We start from the raw sequence: 20384 nt of genomic DNA on the forward strand, positions 1-20384 counted from the left end.
CAGACGCCACTAGAAGTTTTTCGGAGTTGTTCGAATTAAACTTGTAATCTGCCAATTATATCAAAAAAGAAGTCACTATATTTGCTGAGGGATATAACAGAAGGACACTAATAGACATGGTGCAAGTATAACTTGCTTTACGAATGACAGTCTTTCTTGCTAGTCTTATAAGAGTAAATTCTCTAAATTAAAGGTGAAAGATATGAGTTTTGAGCAAGATATTAAAAGGCTTCGTCAAAGTAAAAAAATGACTCAGCAAGAATTAGCTGACATTCTACACGTCAGTCGCCAAACGGTGTCGACCTGGGAAAATGGGAAAAATTATCCTAGTTTGGAAATTTTGAGAAGCATTTGTGTTTTGTTTGATGTGTCTTTCGAACAAATTATGTTTGGAGAAGAAAACACAATGAAAAATAAGCAAGATATGGCGACGACAATTGATCGGGACGTGAAATTAAAAACACGCTATAAAAAATTGACAATTACATTGGCAACGATTTTTATTTTCTTTTGCGCTTGGATTGGTGTACTAATTTTTGGCTACTCAAAAGGAATTGGTGCTATTGATCGTTGGAACCCCTTTTTGACGTATCAAGTTTCTTATACAAAAATGCCAGCTTTAACAAAGACAAATAGCCAACGTGAATGGACGGCTTGGTATTCTGATAATGAAATGGGAACCTCTTGGACCAAGTTAACCTTGTCAACTGGTGAAAATCCTGGTGTTGTGGAACCCTATGTGATGGCTTATCACAAGGGCAGTTATGTCAAAATAAGCCGAATTGTGCCTGCAAGCGAGGTTAGCACGCTTGTTCGAGGAGACCTTGAGGCTTTTGAAAAATATCAACAAGAAACATCTAAAAAAGGTGCGAGCGATGATTCTAATTTTCAAAAGGATTTGAAAAAGAAAGTGCATCTCACCGATACAATTCGAACAATAAATAACAATTAGCATTACAAAAAGGGGTCGTTATGCGAATAAACAGTAGCGGCCCCTTTTTTATTAAATTTTTCTAAGCGATACAGTTGTTTTTCATCAAAATGCGTCTTGTCCATTTTTAAAAGAATAACTTATTTTTTGATAAAAGACCTCATCAGTGAATTATCTCACCGATGAGGGCTTTATTTGTTATAAGTCGATAGTCAGTTCAATTGGAGCATGGTCTTGTCTGGCACCAGTATCAACGACCTTGATATCTTGAACCTGATTGGCAATCCGGTTTGAAACCAAGTAATAGTCAATCCGCCAACCAGAGTTATTAATCTTAGAAGTTTTAACTCGCTGTGCCCACCATGTATAGATATCTGCTTGTCCAGGATTTTTGGCGCGCAAGGTATCGGTGTAACCGGCATCCAGCAACAAGGTAAACTTTTCGCGTTCCTCGTCGGTGAAGCCAGCGGAATGGTGGTTGGTGCTTGGATGCTTGAGGTCGATTTCTTCGTGGGCAACGTTAAAGTCACCGGAAAAGATGACGGGCTTTTTTTCATTCAAACCATCAATATAGGACCGGTAGGCATCATCCCACGCCTGACGGTCCTCAAGTCGATCTAATTTTGAACCGGCATTAGGTGTGTAGACTGTCGAAACAAAGAAGTCTTTGTATTCAAGGGTGACAATCCGTCCTTCTTGATCCATTTCACCAGGGGCACCAATCGTTGGGTAGTCAACGGCAACTGGCTCTTCTTTAGCAATCATCATGGTACCAGCGTAAGACTTTCTGGCTGTTGATGAGTTGGTGTAAAAGTGATAATTCGGGAAGAGTTCAGTCAAGGCGGCTAGGTGCTTTTTAGTTAAACCGGAGCCCTTGAGTTTCGTTTCCTGGATGGCGAGAACGTCTGGCTTTTGCGCAGCCAAATCAGATAAAACGCCCCAGGTCATCTTGCCACGATCTGAACTGTGTTCAACAGCGGCGTTAATGGAGTCGATATTCCACGAAATAAATTTCATTATGTCTCAGTATCCTTTGCTGATTTTAGTTGAGGGTAAACCAACTTTGGCAAATGCTGGTTAGAGTGTTGGAGTTTGGTCCGCCATTTCCTTCATGAAGGCCGGGAGGGCCTTGGCAATTTCGGTTGGTAAGGTGACGTAGGCTGTGTCCGCCAAACTCTCTGCAATGGCCGAATGACTGTAGACTGCTGCCAAAACGGCTCTATTTGTGTCTTGAAATTGAGCTATAAAGGCCGCAATGATACCGGCCAACGTATCACCCATGCCACCGGTTGCCTGGTAGGGGCCACCAACTGTCAATTGGTAAAGCTCATTTTCCAAGTATACCTGCGTCTGGTCAGACTTCAAAACCAAAATTGGTTCAGGATTCATGGCGACAAGGGCCTCCCAATTATTGTCTTCTTTTGCTTGGTCAGCAATGGCGACTTGACCAAAACGTTGCCACTCCATTTGATGAGGCGTTAAGATAATTTGGCCCTGTGGTAGAGGTAAGTTTTCCTGTGCCATCATGGTCAAGGCTGATCCATCCAAAATGACTTTGTGTTTGTCAGTGAGTTCATTTAGGACTTGCTTTAAAATGGTTAATTCATTTCCTAAACCAGAACCAATGAGGACGACGTCCACGCCGGCAATTAAATCCGATAGGTCTTGATGATAGTCAACGACCATGGCCTCTGGTAAGCGGGCGTGAAGGGCGGCTTTATTAACAGGGTCGGTGGCCACCGTGACCAAACCAGCACCGCCGTAAATGGCGGCTTGGGCATTCATGATGGCTGCTCCGCCCAGGTCTTGGTTACCCGCGACGATTAAAGTTTTGCCGAAAGTGCCCTTATGTGATTGGCGGGGTCGAACTTGAATCACTTCTTGCACGATTTTCTCAGTTAATTTAATCATTTTTCACCTCTCTGTTAAGCATTTTACGCCTAAGATGTGTATAATGAAAATAACTTAATGAGAAAATAATGAAAAAAGGTGAGAGCGACTTTGGTCACTTCCCACAAGGAGGTCTTTGATGATTGATTGGCAGGAAAAAGCTAAGGAAGAAGAACAGGCTTACTTGGCTGATTTGAAGGAGTTTTTGAAAATCCCTTCTGTTCGTGACGATAGCAAGAAGACGGCGGATGCACCGTTGGGAACTGGTCCTAAGGATGCATTGGTTCATATTTTGGCCTTGGCCGACCGAGATGGCTTTACAACTAAGAACATTGATAACTTGGTTGGTTACATCGAAATTGGCCCCAAGGATGCTGATGAATATGTCGCCTTGCTTTCTCACGTGGACGTTATGCCTGCTGGTGAAGGTTGGGAAACGGATCCTTTTGATCCCGTCATTGAAGACGGTAAGGTGATTGCCCGTGGGGCATCTGATGATAAGGGACCCGGTTTGGCTGCCTATTACGGCTTTAAGATGATTCGTGATTTGGACTTGCCGTTGAAGCGTCGTGTCCGCTTGATTTTCGGTACTGATGAAGAAAACGATTGGACTGGCATGACGCGCTACTTCGAAGTTGAACCAGCACCAGCCTTTGGTTTCTCCCCTGATGCCGAATATCCAATTATTAATGGTGAAAAGGGAAACTTGCAGGTGAACATCACTTCACCAGCAACTAACGGGGATGATGCCCAGTTGCTTTCATTTGAATCAGGAATTCGGACGAACATGGTGCCGGGTGTTGCCCGTGCTGCCGTATCAGGTCTTGCCGCTGATCAGGTGGAAACTGATTTTGCATCCTTCTTGACTGATAACCCTCAGGTGTCTGGAACGGTGACAACAGATGGAGACCAATTGTCCTTTGAAGTCTTTGGTAAGCAGGTCCACGGTTCTTTGCCTGAAACGGGTGAAAACGCCGGAACTTACTTGGCAAAGTTCTTGAAGCAATATGACTTTGGTGGCACAGCTGCTCACTTTCTTGCCTACTTGGGTGACTTGTCACACGATGATCCAACTGGTCGAAAATTAGGTGTCAACCATGTTGATGACGTGATGGGTGCCTTGTCAATGAACGTTGGAATCCAAAAGTTTGATTTGGAAAAGGGCGTTTACATCAACTTTAATTTCCGCTATCCAAAGGGAATCGAACCAGCATTCATCGAGGAAAAGTTAGCAAAGGCAATGCCAGTCTGGGATTACTCAGCCAAGATTGGTGGCCATGCTCAAGTGCCACACTATGTTTCACCTGAGGATCCAGTTGTTAAGACTTTGTTGAACATTTACCACAACCAAACTGGTCTAGAAGCACATGACCAAGTGATTGGTGGTGGGACTTACGGCCGCTTGATGGACCGCGGGGTTGCCTTTGGGGCTTTGTTCCCTGATTCACTAGATACGATGCACCAGGTTGGCGAATTTGCCTTGGTTGATGACCTTGTTCGTTCAATGGGAATCTACGGTCAAGCCATTGTGGACTTAGCTAATTTGCCCGAATAAAAATCAGTAAAGCGATGCACACTCTGAAAGTTAAAACATCTTTTAGGGAGTCACTCATCAAAGTCAGACTTTTGTCTGGCTTTTTATTTTGGCCAATAATAATTGTCTTTAAAATGTAACCGCTTTGCATGTAAAAAATAAAAGAGTCGTTTTTTGATTCTCATATAATGAATCTAATTCGAGTTAGAGAGTTAGGGGAGTTAGAGAGATGAGAGTAGAAGACTTTTTTCATGAATATAACCATCGTCATGAAAACGATGACTTGGTTGGTGAAATTGAAGAAATTCAAGATTACTGGCAAAAAATGCGTCAATCACGCCGGAGTCTTGTGGGCTTTGCACCAAAGGAGCTATTACGGACTGACGGGCAAATAATGGAATCAGACCAGGTTTATGAACAATTGATTGAGAAAAAGGCGGAACTAATTTTTCATGGTGGATCCTATCCTCTAATGGAAACTGACCTGCGTGAAGCTGGTTTTAATCATAAAATTGAGACGATCGACAAGATGGAGGTTATAACTGGTGACTACATGTGGGGACAGCAGAATGATACCTTTACCGTAGTTGGGGATGACCTCATCGCTTCTAGTTATTTTGTCAAAATGGGGACGGAAGAAACGGATGATTTAAACTTTAAAAGTGAGCGATTGATGGCTAAGACTGATTTCTTCCGGGCTTTGAAAGACCTTCGAGTTGATAGTTGGGAGAGAAAGTATGTGGATGAAAGCGTCATGGATGCGACTCAGTGGAGTGTGCGTATTTATTTCAATCACGGATTAGAAGTCTTGACTATCGAGGGTAGCAACGATTATCCAGACAACATGGAAGAATTCAATCGTGTCTTTGATTTGAACGTGTTTGACGATGCGGATGTAAACGATGAAGGTGAATTTGTCGAATTATGATGGCCAGAAGATCAATGTCTAGTCAAAAAAAGTGTAAAGAATGGGAAAGTACCGTTACGCTAACGATAGCGGTTTTTATGTGAAAAAAATTTAGAAGAATCCGCCAAAGGGTAGGTGCTTGCTAGTTCAACGGGGATGAAAAAATATGGATGGATAGTCTTTTTGGTCTAGTTTTTGAGCAAAAGTTGGTTGAAGGGCAATCAATCATTGCTATTACTTGCTAATCGCCATGAGCATATTGGTCGCTGGCCTTGATAAAATCAGTCATTTGGTCTAAAATTATATAGAACTTATTTTTGGAGGATTTAACATGTCTAAATGGACAGCTGCTGCGGATGCAAACCGCGGTACACTAGAATTTTCAATTGCTCAAGCTGATGTACAAAAGGCCTTGAAGCCAGCATTTGACAAGAACAAGAACCAAATTGCCGTACCCGGTTTCCGTAAGGGTAAGGTACCAATGTCATTGTTCATGCAAAAGTTTGGTGAAGAAGCATTGTACCAAGACGTCATGGATATCGTTTTGCCAGCCGCTTATGATGCAGCTGTTGCTGAACAAGGCATCACAGTTGTTGGTCGCCCCGACATCATTCCAGTTTCAATGGACAAGGGTGCTGACTGGCAAATGAAGGCCGAAGTAGCCGTTGCCCCTGAAATTAAGTTGGGTGATTACACTGGTTTGTCTGTTGAAAAGCAAGACACCACTGTATCAGACGAAGAAGTTGATGCCGAAATCAAGCGCCAACAAGAAAACCAAGCCGAATTGATTTTGCAAGAAGATGGCACAAAGGCTGAAAATGGCGACACTGTTGTCATTGACTTTGACGGTTCTGTTGATGGCGACCACTTCGATGGTGGACAAGCTAAGGATTATTCTTTGGAATTGGGCTCAGGCTCATTTATCCCAGGATTTGAAGACCAATTGGTTGGTCATGTAGCCGGCGACGATGTTGACGTTAAGGTTACTTTCCCTGAAGAATATCAAGCTAAGGACTTGGCTGGTAAGGAAGCTTTGTTTGAAGTAAAGCTTCACGAAATCAAGCGTAAGTCATTGCCTGATTTAGATGATGAATTCGCCAAGGACGTTGATGAAGACGTTGAAACTTTGGCTGAATTGAAGGAAAAGACAAAGAAGAACTTGCAAGAAGCACGCGACGAAGCAGCTAAGGATGCTTTCGAAGATGCTGCTGTGCAAGCCGCAGTTGACAATGCTGAAGTTGTTGGTGGCAACTTGCCAGAAGAGATGATCCACGAAGACGTTGATCGTCAAATGCAACAATACTTGGCTCAATTGCAACAACAAGGCATTTCACCAGAAATGTTCTTCCAGATTTCTGGTCAAACTCAGGAATCATTCCACAAGCAATTTGAAGAAGGCGCTGACAACCGCGTTAAGACAAACTTGGTTTTGGAAGCGATTGTTAAGGCCGAAAAGATTGATCCAAGCGCTGATGAAGTTGCTGCCGAAGTTAAGTCATTGGCTGATCAATACAATATTTCAGAAGAACAAGTTAAGCAATCATTGTCAGATGATTTGTTGAAGCACGACATTGCTATGAAGGCAGTCGTTGACAAGATTGTTTCATCTGCCAAGGTGAAGTAAGCCATTAAAAAGAGCCCGGTTGGGCTTTTTTTCTTACATAGCCTACTGATTTAGGCAGCTGTTCTTTTTGAACAAGCCGGCAGGCGAGTGCTCATGCCGGAGAAAGACGATATAGAGGGGGAATATTATGGTCCAAACACCGAATGAAACCACTCCAGTCCACTGCTCTTTTTGTGGTAAGGATGCTGACGAAGTCAAAAAGCTAGTCGCTGGTCCTGATGGATTATATATTTGTAACGAGTGTATCGCATTGGCTGATCAAATCATCCAAGAAGAGATGCGAGTTGACCAGCAGTCTGAGCAGTTGACTTTGCCAACGCCAAAGGAAATCGTTGAAAATCTGAACGATTACGTGATTGGCCAAGGAGATGCTAAGAAGACCTTGGCTGTGGCAGTCTATAACCACTACAAGCGTGTTAACGAAAATGCTTTGAAGACGACGGATGTTGAATTACAAAAGTCAAACATCGCTTTGCTAGGACCAACTGGGTCAGGAAAGACTTACTTGGCTCAGTCATTGGCAAAGATTTTGCAAGTTCCGTTCGCCATTGCGGATGCAACAACGTTGACAGAAGCTGGCTATGTCGGTGAAGACGTTGAAAACATCTTGCTCAAGCTTTTGCAGGCTGCTGATTTTGATGTGGAATCTGCTCAACGTGGTATTATCTATGTCGATGAAATTGACAAGATTGCTAAAAAATCAGAAAACGTTTCGATTACCCGTGATGTTTCGGGTGAAGGAGTCCAACAGGCTTTGCTGAAGATGTTGGAAGGGACGATTGCTTCCGTGCCGCCACAAGGTGGTCGTAAGCACCCACAACAGGAGTTAATCCAAGTTGATACCACCAATATCCTCTTTATCGTTGGCGGTGCCTTTGCTGGCCTTGATACGTTGATTAAGGAACGTTTGGGAAGTCGAGTAATCGGTTTTGGTTCAAGCACATCAGACCAGGCCAAGGCCTTGGATAAGCCAAATGTTTTGAAGAATGTTGAACCGGAAGATTTGACGAAGTTTGGTTTGATTCCAGAATTTATTGGGCGTTTGCCAATTATCACGGTTTTGGATGAGTTAACGGTGGAGGAATTGACCCACATTTTGACGCAACCAAAGAATGCCTTGGTTAAGCAGTACCAAGCATTGCTCGGCTTGGATGGCGTTGCGTTGGAATTCCAGCCTGCTGCCTTGTCTGCCATGGCTGATTTGGCCATCGAACGAGGCACTGGTGCCCGTGGTTTGCGCTCAATCATTGAAAACGTCATGAAGGATACGATGTTTGATATCCCAAGTCGTGATGATGTTGAAAAGGTTGTAATCACTAGGGCGTCTGTAACGTCTGGTAAGGAACCCGAGCTGGTTTTGAAGAAAGATGAAAAGGACTAAGTATGGACGTTCATAACGTTGAAATGGTGATGTCAGCGGTCTCACCAAGCCAATATCCTACGGACGGTCGGGCGGAATTTGCCTTGGTCGGTCGGTCAAATGTCGGCAAGTCATCATTGACGAACACCCTGATTAATCGTAAAAATTTTGCCCGAACTTCCGGTCAGCCTGGAAAAACTCAAACACTGAACTTTTATGATGTGGAGGGAAAGCTCTACTTCGTTGACGTTCCTGGTTATGGCTATGCAAAGGTTTCCAAAAAGAAGCGTGAAGCCTTTGGTCAAATGATTGAGACCTACATTAGTTCTCGGAAGCAGCTTCGTGGTGTGATTTCTTTGGTTGATGCGCGCCATAAGCCAAGCGAAGAGGACATCATGATGTACAATTGGTTGGCGTATTACAATATTCCGGTTCTCTTGGTCGCAACTAAGTCTGATAAGATTGCCCGTGGAAAATTAAACCAATCTGAATCAATTATCAAAAAAGCAGTTGATTTTGATGATGAAAATTCTGATTTCCAATTTTTCTCTTCCGTTACTAAATCAGGAAAAAATGAAGTTTGGCAATGGATTGAAGACCGACTTTAAATTTATAAAAATACAACTATACCATTGACTATTTTTCGTTACTGTTTACAATGTTATGTAGGAGGTAATTGCAATGTCACAAGATACAGCAATTTTTGCTGGAGGATGTTTTTGGTGCATGGTCGAGCCATTTGACTCGTTGCCAGGAATCGAAAAGGTTCGTTCCGGCTACACTGGTGGCCACGTGGCAAACCCAACCTACGAGGAAGTTTGCTGCCATACTACCGGACATACCGAAGCAGTAAAGATTTGGTTTGACCCTGACAAGTTCTCTTACAAGGATTTGGTTGAACTTTATTGGCAAGTAGCTGACCCAACTGATGCAACTGGACAATTTGCTGATCGTGGTGATTCATACCGCCCAGTAATTTTTGTTAACTCACCTGAGCAGCGCCAAATTGCCGAGAAGTCAAAGAAGGAGTTGAACGAATCAGGTCGATTCGACAAGCCAATCTTGACGTCAATCGAGGATGCTAAGCCATTTTATGAGGCCGAGGAATACCACCAAGACTTCTATAAAAAGGACCCATTGCGTGAAGCAGCAATGATGGCCCCTCGACACGATTATCAAGCAAAGTATTGGGGGGACAAGTAGTCATGGCAAAGTATGATCAAGAAGAATTAAAGCAACGCTTAACACCTGAACAGTACGATGTGACGCAAAATGCTGCTACTGAACGTGCTTTTACTGGTAAGTACGACCAGTGGTGGAACGACGGCATCTTTGTTGATGTCGTTTCCGGTGAACCACTTTTTTCATCAACCGACAAGTATGATTCTGGTTGTGGTTGGCCATCCTTTACCAAGGGAATTGATGATGTTGATTTGAAAGAATCAACTGATAATTCCTTGGGCATGACGCGGACGGAAGTTCGCTCTGGGGAAGCTGACTCACACCTTGGCCACGTCTTTAATGACGGACCAGCTGAACAAGGCGGATTGCGCTACTGCATCAATTCTGCAGCCTTGCGCTTTGTTCCAAAGGAAGACTTGGAAAAAGAAGGCTACGGTAAGTATTCTTACCTGTTTAACTAAATCAGTTTAAGAAAAAACGCTACCCTGAGGGCGGCGTTTTTTTTGATGAACACGAAGAACTCTTTCATGTTCAATTAACGGCAAAAGCCTTTCATATGAAGGGTTGCGCTTGGTAATTGACGAAATGCCCGTTAAAATTGCGCAAATCCTAATCGCTTTTGCTAGTGCTTTCTTGGTAAATTAGTATACTAAAGTTAATGGAAATGAAAGAGAGAGGCGCAATGGAATTTACCTTTAACGAGAACTTACTATCTTTAAGAAAAGAACATAATTTATCTCAAGAAAGTTTAGCAAACGAATTGTATGTCACCAGACAAACAATTTCAAAGTGGGAAACTGGCGAGGTCACACCTGATTTGGCTAAGATTCAATCAGTTGCTGATTACTTTCAGGTTCCGGTTGAAGAGGTTCTATTTGGCCAGCAACAATCATCAACGTTAACCGGCGCAGTGAAAGACCGTGCCAAAAAGTTTTTTGAGGAAGATGAAGCTGACAAAGACTGGCACGAAAACCATCGTTGGCGCGAGTGGCAATATCGGCCGATTAATAATGGTTGGGAGTTTTTGGCACGCTATTATTGGATTTTATTTGCTTTAGTCGGGATGATTGGCTGGTTTGTAAGCAAAAAATAAAAGATATGGATATCTGTTTTTAGGTAAAATGATTTTCAAAACAAAAGTGGACCGCATATCAAATATGCGGTCCACTTTTTAGGTTAAGCGACGGAAAGGCTTGGATGTCAGGAGTTCGAACACATAATTAATTGATGTCAGGAAAGCTGAGGTGATGTCTGTTAAATCAATTTGACCGTGGTAGAATGGTGCAAATTAAAGAAATTCTAATTGTGTTTGGAAAGGAAGCAACCATGGTAAAAAGTTATGTTGTCGACGCGTTTGCAAGTGAGATTTTTAAGGGTAATCCGGCGGCAGTCCTCTTCGTTGATCATTTCCCAAGTGATGAAATGATGCAAAATATTGCAATGGAAAATAAGCTTTCTGAAACAGCTTTTGCTGTTAAAAAAGATGACAACCACTATGATTTACGGTGGTTCTCACCAGCCGGTGAGATTGACCTTTGTGGTCATGCTACCTTGGCTACCGGTTTCTTAGTCTTTCAAAAGGCGGCTCCAAAAGATGAAGAGTCAGTGGTTTTCAACACCATGAGTGGTGATTTGACGGTCACAAAGAAGGGTGACCTGTATGAGATGGACTTCCCAACTTACGATTTGAAGGCAATTCCTGTAACTGAAGCCATGACGGAAGCCTACGGTGCCCGACCAGATGCTGCCTATCTTGGACGTGATTTGGTCTGTGTTTTCCCACAAGGAACAGCAATTGCTGCAATGAATCCTGATATAGAAAAGCTGAAAAAATTAGATGGGATGGCCCAACATGCTACAGCCATCGTGGATGATGAATATGATTGTGTATCACGGTCATTTGCGCCTAAGTTAGGGATTAACGAAGATCCTGTCTGTGGTAGCGGTCACTGTCATATCGCCCCATACTGGTCAGAACGACTAGGTAAGCACCAATTGACTGCTTACCAGGCTTCACCACGGTCAGGCGTCCTTCACTGCGATTATGAGGGTAAGCGGACTAAGCTAAGCGGCGAGGCAGTTCTTTATTCTGAAAATGAAGTGAACTTAGCGATTTAAAAATAGCTCATCGAAGCCAATTTTATTAGGTGTACGGGAAAATATTCCGTGCATCTTTTTTAGTGGGTATGATTAAGTCGAAAGTATGATATCAGGGGCAGGGGCTATTGTCTCGTTCGATTGTGGCCAATTAATTTATCATTTTGGTGTTGTTAGTTCTCTGTTTAGACGTAAAAATAGCGTTTCAGTAATTTTTAGTTGTGTGACAACTGCTAATTTATCATTGGCTTACCTAGTTAACGTCCACAGGTCATGAATGAGTTTTGAAGTATCGGCGAAGGCATAGCGGTAAATGATGACCAGAAGGCCGATGAGGTTGGTAAAGAGGCCGGTAATCAGGTAACTTTGCACCTTAATGGCAACAATGTCCGCTAAAAAGATGGTAATGCCTAGAATGGCGACCGTCACTAGTGCAAAGTAAAGACTAATGGAAATGATTAGCCAACGGCGAATGGCGGCTTTTGATTTAAGTTCCTTCACTAACTGTCCCTGGATGGCCGAAGCGGTGTCAGTGTTAATAACGTGGCTGCGCAAGGATTCCGCTTGATCTTGTGCAAGCAGAGTCTGGTCGTCAAAGGGGACGACCACTGGGGTAATAATTTTTTCCTTTAATTTACTTTTCTTACTTTGGGTCATTTGCTTTGGGAAACCTCCTGGATTAAAGTTGTTAGACGATTGCGAGCAATATGATCATTGATAAAGTAGATTAATGAGAATTTTTGGATTAATCGGGCCATGGATAAAGTTTGCCAATCGAGGTCTTGTAGGATTGGCTGGGCGGTAGCATCAGGGACTAAGAAATATTCTGCAAATAAATCAGCTTCTGCTTCGGTTGGATTGCTTGTCGAGAGTTGGCAGGAACCATCCGAAAAGGGATAATCTAAAATAGCAATGTCGTCGACTTGGTTAGACTCTTGACGAACCCGTTCAATCACCTGAGGATTATCTTGGTTAACCTGGTAATCCCATCCTAAAATGAGTTGGCCGAGTTCCTTTGCAAGCATGTAAATCCAGTCGCGGTGGTTTAAGGCATTTTCAACGACAATCTGTGGCTGATCTTTGTCCATGTTATACAGGGTGTAAGCAGTGGCCGCTAAATCTGATAAATCGGCATTGATTACGGCTAGGCCAACTGATTTAAAATAGGTAGCAAGATTTTCATTGTCGACGTTTGGGCCCATGATTGTTTGATGGGCTTTCTCGGCACTTTTTTTGATTTCGATTTGGCGCTTGTAACTAAGCATTGGCATCCTCCTCTAATTTTTCGTCATTATTGTAGCATTGAAGGAAGGGATACTTTTAGGCTAGTCCTAGGTGCCATCATTGATCTTTTGGGGACAACGGGGCGGTTTTTTCTGGTACAATGAGGACAAGAATGTTTAAATTTTAAGATTAGAAGAGGGACGGCAAATGACGCCAGCAGCATTTTTTCAACAGGCTAAAGACGATGGCGTGATTCCGTTGGGGGCCGAATTGCAATCTAGTTTTCAATTTGGTGTCGCAGCTAATGAACTCGCCCAGTTAGTCCTTAAAGGCGTTAAGACTGCCACTGCGAGTGCGTATGATTTGTACGAGGCAGAAGAGCCCTTACCTGCTTTTGGTGCCTACGATGTTATTTTGGATGAGCAAAATCAACCTGTTGGCATTATTAAAAACGATGCGGTCACAATTGAACAGTACCTAGATGTTAACGCTCAACATGCCTATGAAGAGGGCGAAGGGGACCGCTCATTAGCCTATTGGCGCCATGTACACCATGATTTTTTCACTGCCGCCTACCACGAAGAGGGCAAAGTGTTTCGAGAAAATCAGGCACAAATTGTCCTGGAAAAATTTCACTTAGTTTATCCACAATAAAAAGGTCGAAACAAGATTGTTTCGACCTTTTTGTCTGCTATTTGGCAGAATTAAGATTATTCTGATTTGGAATATTTAATAAATTGATGTTGTGTGGTTGGCAGTTGCCATGAGGGTAATATTGCCTGCTAACAAAAGTGTGACAAAGGCAATTAGGTTATCGCTTTTGAAAACGAATAAAAAGCAGATTACAAAAATTATGGAGTAGGCAAAGGGGATGATAAATTGCACCCAGGTATTTAAACTAAATTTGACGATAATCGCCTGTGCTAAAATTACGAGCATTGAAACAAAGATAAATGCGGACTTTTCACTTGCCATTTTAATTCTCCCCTAATTGTCATAAGACACTATTCTATACTTCTCTAGAAGTAATTGTATCATTTAATTTCATATTTTTCTAATAAAAAGAAATTAAAAGGCACTTGTTTATTATTTTTTAATATTTATTGAGGAAAATTTGCTATTAAGCGATAAAATTTTTGAATTTATCATTTCATTTCTAATTTTTTCTGGTATGCTGTCCTTAGAAAAAGTTTCACCCGAGACTTTGAGCAGGTGGGCAGACCCCCGGGGAGAAAGCAGATGCAGACACTCGTCATGCACTATCGTCGAACTTTTGCGACCTTCTTTGTCGCAGTTTTGGAATTTTTTTTCGTTTTTATTGGGTCTTTGATTTCACCTGGAGAGCCGATATCCTATTGGGTATCGCTCTACTTGGGATTAGCTTTGATTACCGTCCTGTCGATGTTAGTTGACTGGGGTGTTAAAAAGTGTCGGAAAAAGTAAAATTTTATAAATAAGAATTAGTCTCGTAGTGATATGAACCCTGAAATTAGGGGTTCATATCAAGTTATGCGAGGCTGATTTTTTTAATGGTGTTTTATCGATTAAGAGAGCGTTGTCGATCAATATCAACGTTGGTTCGACCGGCAATAAAGAGAATTTGCCAAACCATGATGACCAGTTGAAACTGTGGGGAAAAAATGAGAATCAGCAACCAGGCCAGACCCTGAGAAATAATGGCAAACGGGTTGGTTAAGTAACGGACAATCCGCATTTGGCGAAGATCCTCTGTCTCTTGCAGCCTTCCTAATTTTTGATTATCCAGGATAGCTGTGAAGACCAGTAGTAAAAAGGCTGCAGTCCACACCAGGAAGACTAGGCCGTAAAAAATTTCTGGCCCACGAGCCGAAAGGGCTTGACCAATCCAAGCCGTTGCTAGCGGTAAAAAGGAAGTAGTGAAGAGCCAGAGGGCATTGATAACGAAGAGCTTGTGAGTCACCCGGTGAATTTTGCTGGCGATATAGAGATGGTCGTACCAGGCTTCCCCTAGGAAAAGCCAGCCAATGCTATAAGAAATAAAGTAGGGAAACTGTTTTAAAATGGCTGTGATATTGCTGGAATTTGGTACCTTAAATTCCAAAATCATGATGGTAAAAATAATGACCAAAATTCCATCGGTAAATCCTTCAAATCGTGACTTTGTTACCATAAACATAACCTCTCAAAAACTGATTTATTATAGGCCAGTATAGACTTTTTGACTCCTAGACAATAGAGGGGAGTCCGCTCGATTACAGGGCGTCCCGATGGGTTTGAACAAACTTGGCGAAATTTTTAGCGCCATTGGTCAGCAGACCGTCATTTTTTTGTAACAGGTTAATGGATCGGCTGATGGCGGGGATCGTATCGAATGATTTAATCTGGTAGAGTGCTTCGGTTTCTTCATCCATTGGCATAATGCTGTAGCCTAGGCCTTGTTCGACCATTAGGATGGTTGAAAAGCTATCGTGTAGTCGTAGTTTCATCTTGGGTTCAATCCTAATCTTTTGGAACTCCGAGACTGATTCACTAAAGAGACCTTCTTCGAGGAGGATATAGTCGTAGTTTGTCAAATCAGCGAGGGGGATGGGCTGATTGTCTGGTGTTGGTCAGGTAGCCTATAGCTTACTGCCAAAGCCCTTGTTGAAAGAATATCCAACGACTGTAGTTGTTGGTTGGGGGATGCTTTTGGGTAGTTTGCCATTGTTACCGGCCAGCCTCCGTGATCATTTGTTTTATCAATTAATAAATTGGCAGTTGGCGAACGTACTCTTTATCGTTGTTGTTGGCACTGTTGTAGCCTGCCTGTGCTATATTAATAGCCTGAAGTTCCTATCAGCCACGATTGCACAGATTCTGGGATTGTTTGAACCACTGACGGCAGCTTTGTTTTCACTCCTTTTTCTCGGACAAAATCTTGTCCTGGTTGAAGTACTTTGAATCTTTTTAATCGTGATCGTGGTTTTGCTGCAAAAACCTCAACAAAGTGCGCATGCTTCTTAAATAATGTAAAATCAGCCGTGTTTTAGTGGCTGATTTTTTATTTGGGTTTGCTAAAGCTGGTGGGTCGAGCGGGATTGATTTTTCATGAACTTAGCAGGAAAAAACCAATACTAGAATCTTTTTAACATTTGTCTTTAAAATTTGTCATGATAGTATTATAATCGTAATATATTGAAAAGGGGGAATTAAGGATGGCAACATTACGTGATGGTTCAAAAGAGAACCGCGAATCTTTTGAAGAGGAAAAGAATAAGCAAGCTCAAGAACACGCCGCTGAAGCCCATGAAGAGAAGGCAAATACCCGTGTTGAAGATGCTAAGCATAAGGATGCTCGCTACGACAACGAGGAATTCGAGAACGAAAAGAAAGAATTCGAAGGTCAATAAGCATAATCGGGGGAAATCGTTATGGAAAAAAAGCATGAATTTGAAGCGGCAGATGCTCGCGAAGTTGAAGATGCTAAGCGCCAAGATGAACGCCTAGAAAAGCAATCAGAGTTCGTTAAGTCATCGCACGAAAGTCGTGAGAAGGCTGATGAAAAATGAGTTAAAACGCCTGTATGGGGCGTTTTTTTATTGTTCTTTTGTAAAAATATTGCTGGTTCGCTACAATGAATTGGAAAGAAAAGGAATAATTTAACATGAAAAATAAAATAACTGATCTCACCATTCTTTATCCACGAACAGTAGCAATCGTTCTGGTGACCGTTCTCAATATTATTTATATTTTATTAGTGAACTTATTTTCGCCCGGTCAATCTTTGCTTGGCTGGCTGAATAGCTTGGCCGTTAATGTGGCTGGTTTTGCGGTACTAATGGTCCTCAGCTGGTTATGGGCGAAGTTTGTTAATCGAAAAAAATAAAGGAGTTGCTCTTAATGAGCAACTCCTTTATTGGGTAATGGGCTTAATGGAGTTTTTTGTTTAGTTCATGAACTAATTTTTTCGCTTGGGCCATGGAAATTAGCCAGATAATCAGATAAATCAGTAGATAAATTAGTGTGTAAAAGGCCACCCATGGAAGTGAGAGGGGGAACCAGCCTGCTAAAATAGCTAAAATCGTGAATCCACCATAGGTTAACGAAAAGTGTTCGATTGTTCGACGGGTAATACTAAGACGGTCATTTTGAAAAATGGTACCGGAAAGCGCAAAGAGGATGCCCATGAGCCCCCAAAGAACGATGGAACATACTAAAGCAGTGAGTGGCCGGCGAAAGTGACCGGTGAAGGTTGGCCCGGAGGCAATTAAGTTGGGGAGTTGGTAGGCATATGAGAAAGAAACAGCCGACAAAAGGCCAATATTAATTCCTAAACTAGCGCCTAATAAAATTCTTTTGAAGATTTTCATGACAGATTCTCCTTTTTGATGCGTCGCATGTACCGCCTTGAAGCAAAAGTAGTTTGACCATCTCGTAAGATAACTTCATAGGCGCCCGTTTTACTAAGTTGAAAGCGTTGAATGAAGTGACGATTAATGATTTCGGATTGAGAAATTTGAATAAATAAGTTTTCTGGTAAAAAGTCGGCTAGCTCATAAATTCGTTTTTGCGTTTTATAGCGCTGACCGTTGACTTGGCAATAAACCGCATGCTCTTCCGTGTAAAAACGGTCGATGCTGGGCAGTTCAATTTGTTGGTAATCCTCTTGATCTTTGACGAAGAGTCTACTGTGATTGATAACGCTTTGAATTTCGTGCTCTAGGTAGACAATTTCGGCCGTTTTCTGCTTAGCGAAAATAACGATATTGGGTGTCTGAGTATTTTGATCAATTTTGGTGGATACTTTCATTGCTTTTTCCTTTTGACACGGTTTTGTTAAATTCACTGTAAAACAAATCAAGGAAAAAAGGGGAAAGATTTTATTATTCGGTCTTTATTGCTGGAAAAGCGGTTAAAAATAGAAAGGGAGCAATTAATTTTTACATAAAAAATAATTATTCCAATTTAAATCATGGATTTTAATCGGCTTTTGACTGCTCCTGGTCAGTTTTTTAATCTTTTTGCCATTTTTAAAGAACTGAATGTTTCCATATTGATTAAATGAAAGTGTAATGAGAATAACATTAAGATTAATTTCCGTTATGGTATAATCATTCTATCCAAAAGTTCGGTTTTACTGATTTTGGAAATTTATTTTTTAATTATTTTATTAGAATAGATTGTGGAGGATGTATTGTCATGAAGGAAACTGGATCAACAACAGTCAAGCGTGGTATGGCGCAGATGCAAAAGGGTGGGGTCATCATGGATGTCGCCAACGTTGAACAGGCAAAGATTGCAGAAGAAGCCGGCGCTGTTGCTGTGATGGCCTTGGAACGAGTACCATCAGATATTCGTGCTGCTGGGGGAGTTGCGCGGATGTCTGATCCAGCGATGATTGAAGAAATCATGGCTGCTGTTTCAATCCCTGTAATGGCCAAGGCTCGCATCGGTCATATTGCCGAAGCACACGTTTTGGAAAGTATCGGTGTGGACTACATCGATGAAAGTGAAGTGTTGACGCCAGCTGATGACAACTTCCACATTGCTAAGAATGAATTTACAGTGCCATTTGTTTGTGGTTGCCGTGACCTTGGGGAAGCATTGCGTCGAATCGGTGAAGGTGCTTCAATGTTGCGGACGAAGGGGGAACCCGGTACGGGGGATGTTGTGGAAGCTGTTCGCCACATGCAAAAGGTTAACGAACAAATTCGCCACATTCAAAACGAAAAGCCTGAACATTTGATGGCCATCGCTCGTGACTTGCGGGCACCATTGGACTTGGTTCAAGAAATCCATGAAATTGGCAAGTTGCCAGTGGTTAACTTTGCTGCCGGTGGGATTTCAACGCCAGCTGATGCTGCTTTGATGATGAACCTTGGTGCTGATGGGGTCTTTGTTGGTTCTGGTATTTTCAAATCAGAAAACCCAGCTAAGTTTGCCAAGGCAATTGTGACCGCAACGGCGAACCCAACTGACTACCACTTGATTGCCGAGGTTTCAAAGAACTTGGGTGCCCCAATGAAGGGAATCGATACGGCAACTTTGCACGACGAAGACAAGATGGCTCCTCGCGGAATCTAATTGATTGAAAAAAGGAGCAAGCAAATGGTAATTGGTGTTTTAGATTTACAAGGCGCTGTTGACGAGCATATCCAAATGCTTGCCCAGTGTGGTGTGACAGGGAAAAAGGTACTCTCAGAGGAAGGCTTAAATCAGGTCGATGGTTTGATTATTCCTGGTGGCGAGAGTACGGCAATTATGAACCTATTGCTCAAGTTTGATTTGTTAAAGCCCCTTCAGGAGAAGGTGGCAGCAGGATTGCCAATCTTTGGAACTTGTGCTGGTTTGGTACTCTTATCCCGTTCGGATGCTTTGGCTGGTATTAAAGGCAAAGTAGAACGGAACGGTTTTGGCCGACAAAAGGATAGCTTCCAAGCTGATATCGATGTGGCTGGTTTTGACCAACCATTTCCCGGCATCTTCATCCGTGCTCCTTATTTGAAGCAGGTAGCAGATGATGTTGAAGTATTGGCAAAGATTGACGATGACCGGATTATTGCCGTTAAGCATGGCAAGATTTTGGCAACGTCCTTCCATCCAGAATTGTCTGATGATACTCGGATGCACCAACTTTTCTTGGACATGGTCAGCGCATAAATCTGATTGGAATAGACAAACGATACAATGAATTTAAAAGATAGCAAGGGCGTACATGCCATTACTGTCTTTTTTAGTGTGGAAATTAAACTTTAAAATCAGTAAATATTTTTGACTTTTTAGTCAAAAAAAGAGTTATAATACAGCCATGGGACGAAATAAAAAATTTGATACGGTTGAAACAATAGGACAAATACAGCAAGTATTTATTCAAAAGGGTTATAATGCGACTTCTCTGGATGACTTAGTGCAAGCGACGGGGTTACTGCGTGGTAGTTTATACAGTACCTTTGGTAGTAAGGAGGGGATGTTCATTGCGGCTCTATCAGATAGTCTTGAAAAAGAAAGTGAGGAAAGCTGGCACTTAATTTTGATTGCAATGACTGAACTTACTAATCAAAGTAAGCGAGTTTTTGAAATCATAAATCAGTGGTATCATCATCAGTCTTATCAAACGGTTACGGAAAAACTAGGTCAAATTGTATTAAAAGAGAGCGGAATAACGGAGGTGAAATGATGGGAAATCGCGTTTATATTCAACAGAATCAGCTCGTGGTAGAGCCAGTGGGATTGAATAAGTTGACAACCCTTAAAACACATCTAATTTTTCCCATTACCCATGTCGCCGGTGCGTCATTAGACAGTGGTATTTTAGCGGATCCTAAGGGATTACGTGTGGGCGGAACGCACACTGCCAATTATTGGGGTGGAAGTTTTCATCAAAATAATGAAACTACTTTTTATAATGTTAAGGCTAACGAGATACCCGTAGTTATTCAATTGCAGAATGAAAAGTATAATCGTTTAGTTTTAGGCGTAAAAAATCCTAAACAGCTAGTTCAATCGATTAATAATCAACTGTAATGTTTTTAGCTAGCAGTAGGCATTGATACTAAGAATCAGGCATATCAAGTTTCTTGACTCTTTTCTTTAGGCAGATTACAAGTTTAATTCGAACAACCCCGAAAAACTTCTAGTGGCGTCTGGTAGTTATGTAACTTCATGGGTCGATTGTTG

Annotated in this window: 29 protein-coding genes; 20 read left to right on the forward strand and 9 right to left on the reverse strand. The window is 42.1% G+C overall.

Annotated features, from left to right (window positions below; translation table 11 throughout):
* Positions 1-202 precede the first annotated feature (202 nt).
* Positions 203-952 (forward strand): helix-turn-helix transcriptional regulator, encoded by a 750-nt coding sequence (locus tag FEFB_RS07035; protein ID WP_047975539.1) that lies wholly within the window; start codon positions 203-205, stop codon positions 950-952.
* 177 nt (positions 953-1129) lie between these two features.
* Here the strand turns inward: FEFB_RS07035 and FEFB_RS07040 are convergent, their stop codons facing one another.
* Together FEFB_RS07040 and FEFB_RS07045 are read right to left on the reverse strand one after the other, a co-directional pair.
* Positions 1130-1948, reverse strand: a complete 819-nt coding sequence (locus FEFB_RS07040; RefSeq protein WP_047975540.1) for an exodeoxyribonuclease III — start codon at positions 1946-1948, stop codon at positions 1130-1132.
* Between the two features lie 60 nt (positions 1949-2008).
* On the reverse strand, positions 2009-2842 hold the full coding sequence (locus tag FEFB_RS07045) for an NAD(P)H-hydrate dehydratase (RefSeq protein WP_047975541.1): 834 nt from the start codon (positions 2840-2842) through the stop codon (positions 2009-2011).
* A gap of 115 nt (positions 2843-2957) precedes the next feature.
* Between FEFB_RS07045 and pepV the strand changes: the two genes are divergently transcribed.
* The 9 genes from pepV to FEFB_RS07090 all read left to right on the forward strand — a co-directional run bounded on the left by pepV (position 2958) and on the right by FEFB_RS07090 (position 11546).
* Entirely contained in the window at positions 2958-4376 is a 1419-nt protein-coding gene (gene pepV, locus FEFB_RS07050; protein WP_047975542.1) for a dipeptidase PepV, read from the forward strand.
* Positions 4377-4584: 208 nt separating this feature from the next.
* Positions 4585-5283, forward strand: a complete 699-nt coding sequence (locus FEFB_RS07055; protein ID WP_047975543.1) for a hypothetical protein — start codon at positions 4585-4587, stop codon at positions 5281-5283.
* Between the two features lie 310 nt (positions 5284-5593).
* Positions 5594-6886, forward strand: coding sequence for a trigger factor (gene tig, locus FEFB_RS07060; RefSeq protein WP_047975544.1), 1293 nt, complete (start codon positions 5594-5596; stop codon positions 6884-6886).
* 127 nt (positions 6887-7013) lie between these two features.
* Positions 7014-8267, forward strand: a complete 1254-nt coding sequence (gene clpX, locus FEFB_RS07065) for an ATP-dependent Clp protease ATP-binding subunit ClpX (protein ID WP_047975545.1) — start codon at positions 7014-7016, stop codon at positions 8265-8267.
* Between the two features lie 2 nt (positions 8268-8269).
* On the forward strand, positions 8270-8854 hold the full coding sequence (gene yihA, locus FEFB_RS07070) for a ribosome biogenesis GTP-binding protein YihA/YsxC (RefSeq protein WP_047975546.1): 585 nt from the start codon (positions 8270-8272) through the stop codon (positions 8852-8854).
* A gap of 73 nt (positions 8855-8927) precedes the next feature.
* Entirely contained in the window at positions 8928-9449 is a 522-nt protein-coding gene (gene msrA / locus FEFB_RS07075) for a peptide-methionine (S)-S-oxide reductase MsrA (protein WP_047975547.1), read from the forward strand.
* A gap of 2 nt (positions 9450-9451) precedes the next feature.
* A complete protein-coding gene (gene msrB / locus FEFB_RS07080) occupies positions 9452-9889 on the forward strand; it encodes a peptide-methionine (R)-S-oxide reductase MsrB (RefSeq protein WP_047975548.1) in 438 nt (145 codons plus the stop codon).
* Between the two features lie 221 nt (positions 9890-10110).
* Complete coding sequence (locus tag FEFB_RS07085; protein WP_047975549.1) at positions 10111-10521, forward strand: helix-turn-helix transcriptional regulator; 411 nt, start codon at positions 10111-10113, stop codon at positions 10519-10521.
* A gap of 233 nt (positions 10522-10754) precedes the next feature.
* On the forward strand, positions 10755-11546 hold the full coding sequence (locus tag FEFB_RS07090) for a PhzF family phenazine biosynthesis protein (RefSeq protein ID WP_047975564.1): 792 nt from the start codon (positions 10755-10757) through the stop codon (positions 11544-11546).
* A gap of 228 nt (positions 11547-11774) precedes the next feature.
* Here FEFB_RS07090 and FEFB_RS07095 read toward each other — a convergent pair whose 3' ends face one another.
* Together FEFB_RS07095 and FEFB_RS07100 are read right to left on the reverse strand one after the other, a co-directional pair.
* Positions 11775-12182, reverse strand: a complete 408-nt coding sequence (locus FEFB_RS07095) for a hypothetical protein (RefSeq protein ID WP_047975550.1) — start codon at positions 12180-12182, stop codon at positions 11775-11777.
* Positions 12179-12790, reverse strand: a complete 612-nt coding sequence (locus FEFB_RS07100) for a hypothetical protein (protein ID WP_047975551.1) — start codon at positions 12788-12790, stop codon at positions 12179-12181. Before FEFB_RS07100 ends, FEFB_RS07095 begins: the two co-directional genes overlap by 4 nt.
* Positions 12791-12956: 166 nt before the next feature.
* On the opposite strand from FEFB_RS07100, the gene FEFB_RS07105 reads away from it, so the two are divergent.
* Entirely contained in the window at positions 12957-13403 is a 447-nt protein-coding gene (locus tag FEFB_RS07105; RefSeq protein ID WP_047975552.1) for an ASCH domain-containing protein, read from the forward strand.
* Positions 13404-13478: 75 nt separating this feature from the next.
* Here FEFB_RS07105 and FEFB_RS07110 read toward each other — a convergent pair whose 3' ends face one another.
* Positions 13479-13724, reverse strand: coding sequence for a hypothetical protein (locus FEFB_RS07110; RefSeq protein WP_047975553.1), 246 nt, complete (start codon positions 13722-13724; stop codon positions 13479-13481).
* Between the two features lie 264 nt (positions 13725-13988).
* On the opposite strand from FEFB_RS07110, the gene FEFB_RS07115 reads away from it, so the two are divergent.
* Positions 13989-14192, forward strand: a complete 204-nt coding sequence (locus tag FEFB_RS07115; RefSeq protein WP_047975554.1) for a hypothetical protein — start codon at positions 13989-13991, stop codon at positions 14190-14192.
* Between the two features lie 94 nt (positions 14193-14286).
* Here the strand turns inward: FEFB_RS07115 and FEFB_RS07120 are convergent, their stop codons facing one another.
* A complete protein-coding gene (locus FEFB_RS07120) occupies positions 14287-14898 on the reverse strand; it encodes a TMEM175 family protein (protein ID WP_047975555.1) in 612 nt (203 codons plus the stop codon).
* A gap of 82 nt (positions 14899-14980) precedes the next feature.
* On the reverse strand, positions 14981-15301 hold the full coding sequence (locus FEFB_RS07125) for a hypothetical protein (RefSeq protein ID WP_161795111.1): 321 nt from the start codon (positions 15299-15301) through the stop codon (positions 14981-14983).
* Between the two features lie 22 nt (positions 15302-15323).
* Here FEFB_RS07125 and FEFB_RS07130 point away from each other — a divergent pair, with 22 nt between their 5' ends.
* The 4 genes from FEFB_RS07130 to FEFB_RS07140 all read left to right on the forward strand — a co-directional run bounded on the left by FEFB_RS07130 (position 15324) and on the right by FEFB_RS07140 (position 16593).
* On the forward strand, positions 15324-15668 hold the full coding sequence (locus FEFB_RS07130) for an EamA family transporter (protein WP_053068977.1): 345 nt from the start codon (positions 15324-15326) through the stop codon (positions 15666-15668).
* A 254-nt stretch (positions 15669-15922) separates the two neighbouring features.
* A complete protein-coding gene (locus tag FEFB_RS07135) occupies positions 15923-16117 on the forward strand; it encodes a hypothetical protein (RefSeq protein ID WP_047975557.1) in 195 nt (64 codons plus the stop codon).
* Positions 16118-16138: 21 nt separating this feature from the next.
* A complete protein-coding gene (locus FEFB_RS08810; protein ID WP_158531852.1) occupies positions 16139-16276 on the forward strand; it encodes a hypothetical protein in 138 nt (45 codons plus the stop codon).
* Between the two features lie 95 nt (positions 16277-16371).
* A complete protein-coding gene (locus tag FEFB_RS07140; protein ID WP_047975558.1) occupies positions 16372-16593 on the forward strand; it encodes a hypothetical protein in 222 nt (73 codons plus the stop codon).
* A gap of 43 nt (positions 16594-16636) precedes the next feature.
* Here the strand turns inward: FEFB_RS07140 and FEFB_RS07145 are convergent, their stop codons facing one another.
* The gene (locus tag FEFB_RS07145) at positions 16637-17077 is read right to left on the reverse strand and encodes a DUF3021 domain-containing protein (RefSeq protein WP_047975559.1); all 441 of its coding nucleotides are present in this window, start codon (positions 17075-17077) and stop codon (positions 16637-16639) included.
* Complete coding sequence (locus FEFB_RS08320) at positions 17074-17517, reverse strand: LytTR family DNA-binding domain-containing protein (protein ID WP_053068978.1); 444 nt, start codon at positions 17515-17517, stop codon at positions 17074-17076. The genes FEFB_RS07145 and FEFB_RS08320 overlap by 4 nt, the downstream gene beginning before the upstream one ends.
* A 389-nt stretch (positions 17518-17906) precedes the next feature.
* Here FEFB_RS08320 and pdxS point away from each other — a divergent pair, with 389 nt between their 5' ends.
* The 4 genes from pdxS (at position 17907) to FEFB_RS07170 (ending at position 20231) form a co-directional block, all read left to right on the forward strand.
* Positions 17907-18791, forward strand: coding sequence for a pyridoxal 5'-phosphate synthase lyase subunit PdxS (pdxS, locus tag FEFB_RS07155; protein WP_047975560.1), 885 nt, complete (start codon positions 17907-17909; stop codon positions 18789-18791).
* Positions 18792-18815: 24 nt separating this feature from the next.
* On the forward strand, positions 18816-19367 hold the full coding sequence (gene pdxT, locus FEFB_RS07160) for a pyridoxal 5'-phosphate synthase glutaminase subunit PdxT (protein WP_047975561.1): 552 nt from the start codon (positions 18816-18818) through the stop codon (positions 19365-19367).
* Between the two features lie 148 nt (positions 19368-19515).
* The gene (locus tag FEFB_RS07165; protein ID WP_047975562.1) at positions 19516-19884 is read left to right on the forward strand and encodes a TetR/AcrR family transcriptional regulator; all 369 of its coding nucleotides are present in this window, start codon (positions 19516-19518) and stop codon (positions 19882-19884) included.
* Positions 19881-20231 (forward strand): hypothetical protein, encoded by a 351-nt coding sequence (locus FEFB_RS07170; RefSeq protein ID WP_235271974.1) that lies wholly within the window; start codon positions 19881-19883, stop codon positions 20229-20231. Before FEFB_RS07165 ends, FEFB_RS07170 begins: the two co-directional genes overlap by 4 nt.
* Positions 20232-20384: the final 153 nt, after the last annotated feature.

Source organism: Fructobacillus sp. EFB-N1 (genome assembly GCF_001038455.1).
In the GTDB taxonomy this organism is placed as follows: domain Bacteria; phylum Bacillota; class Bacilli; order Lactobacillales; family Lactobacillaceae; genus Fructobacillus; species Fructobacillus cardui.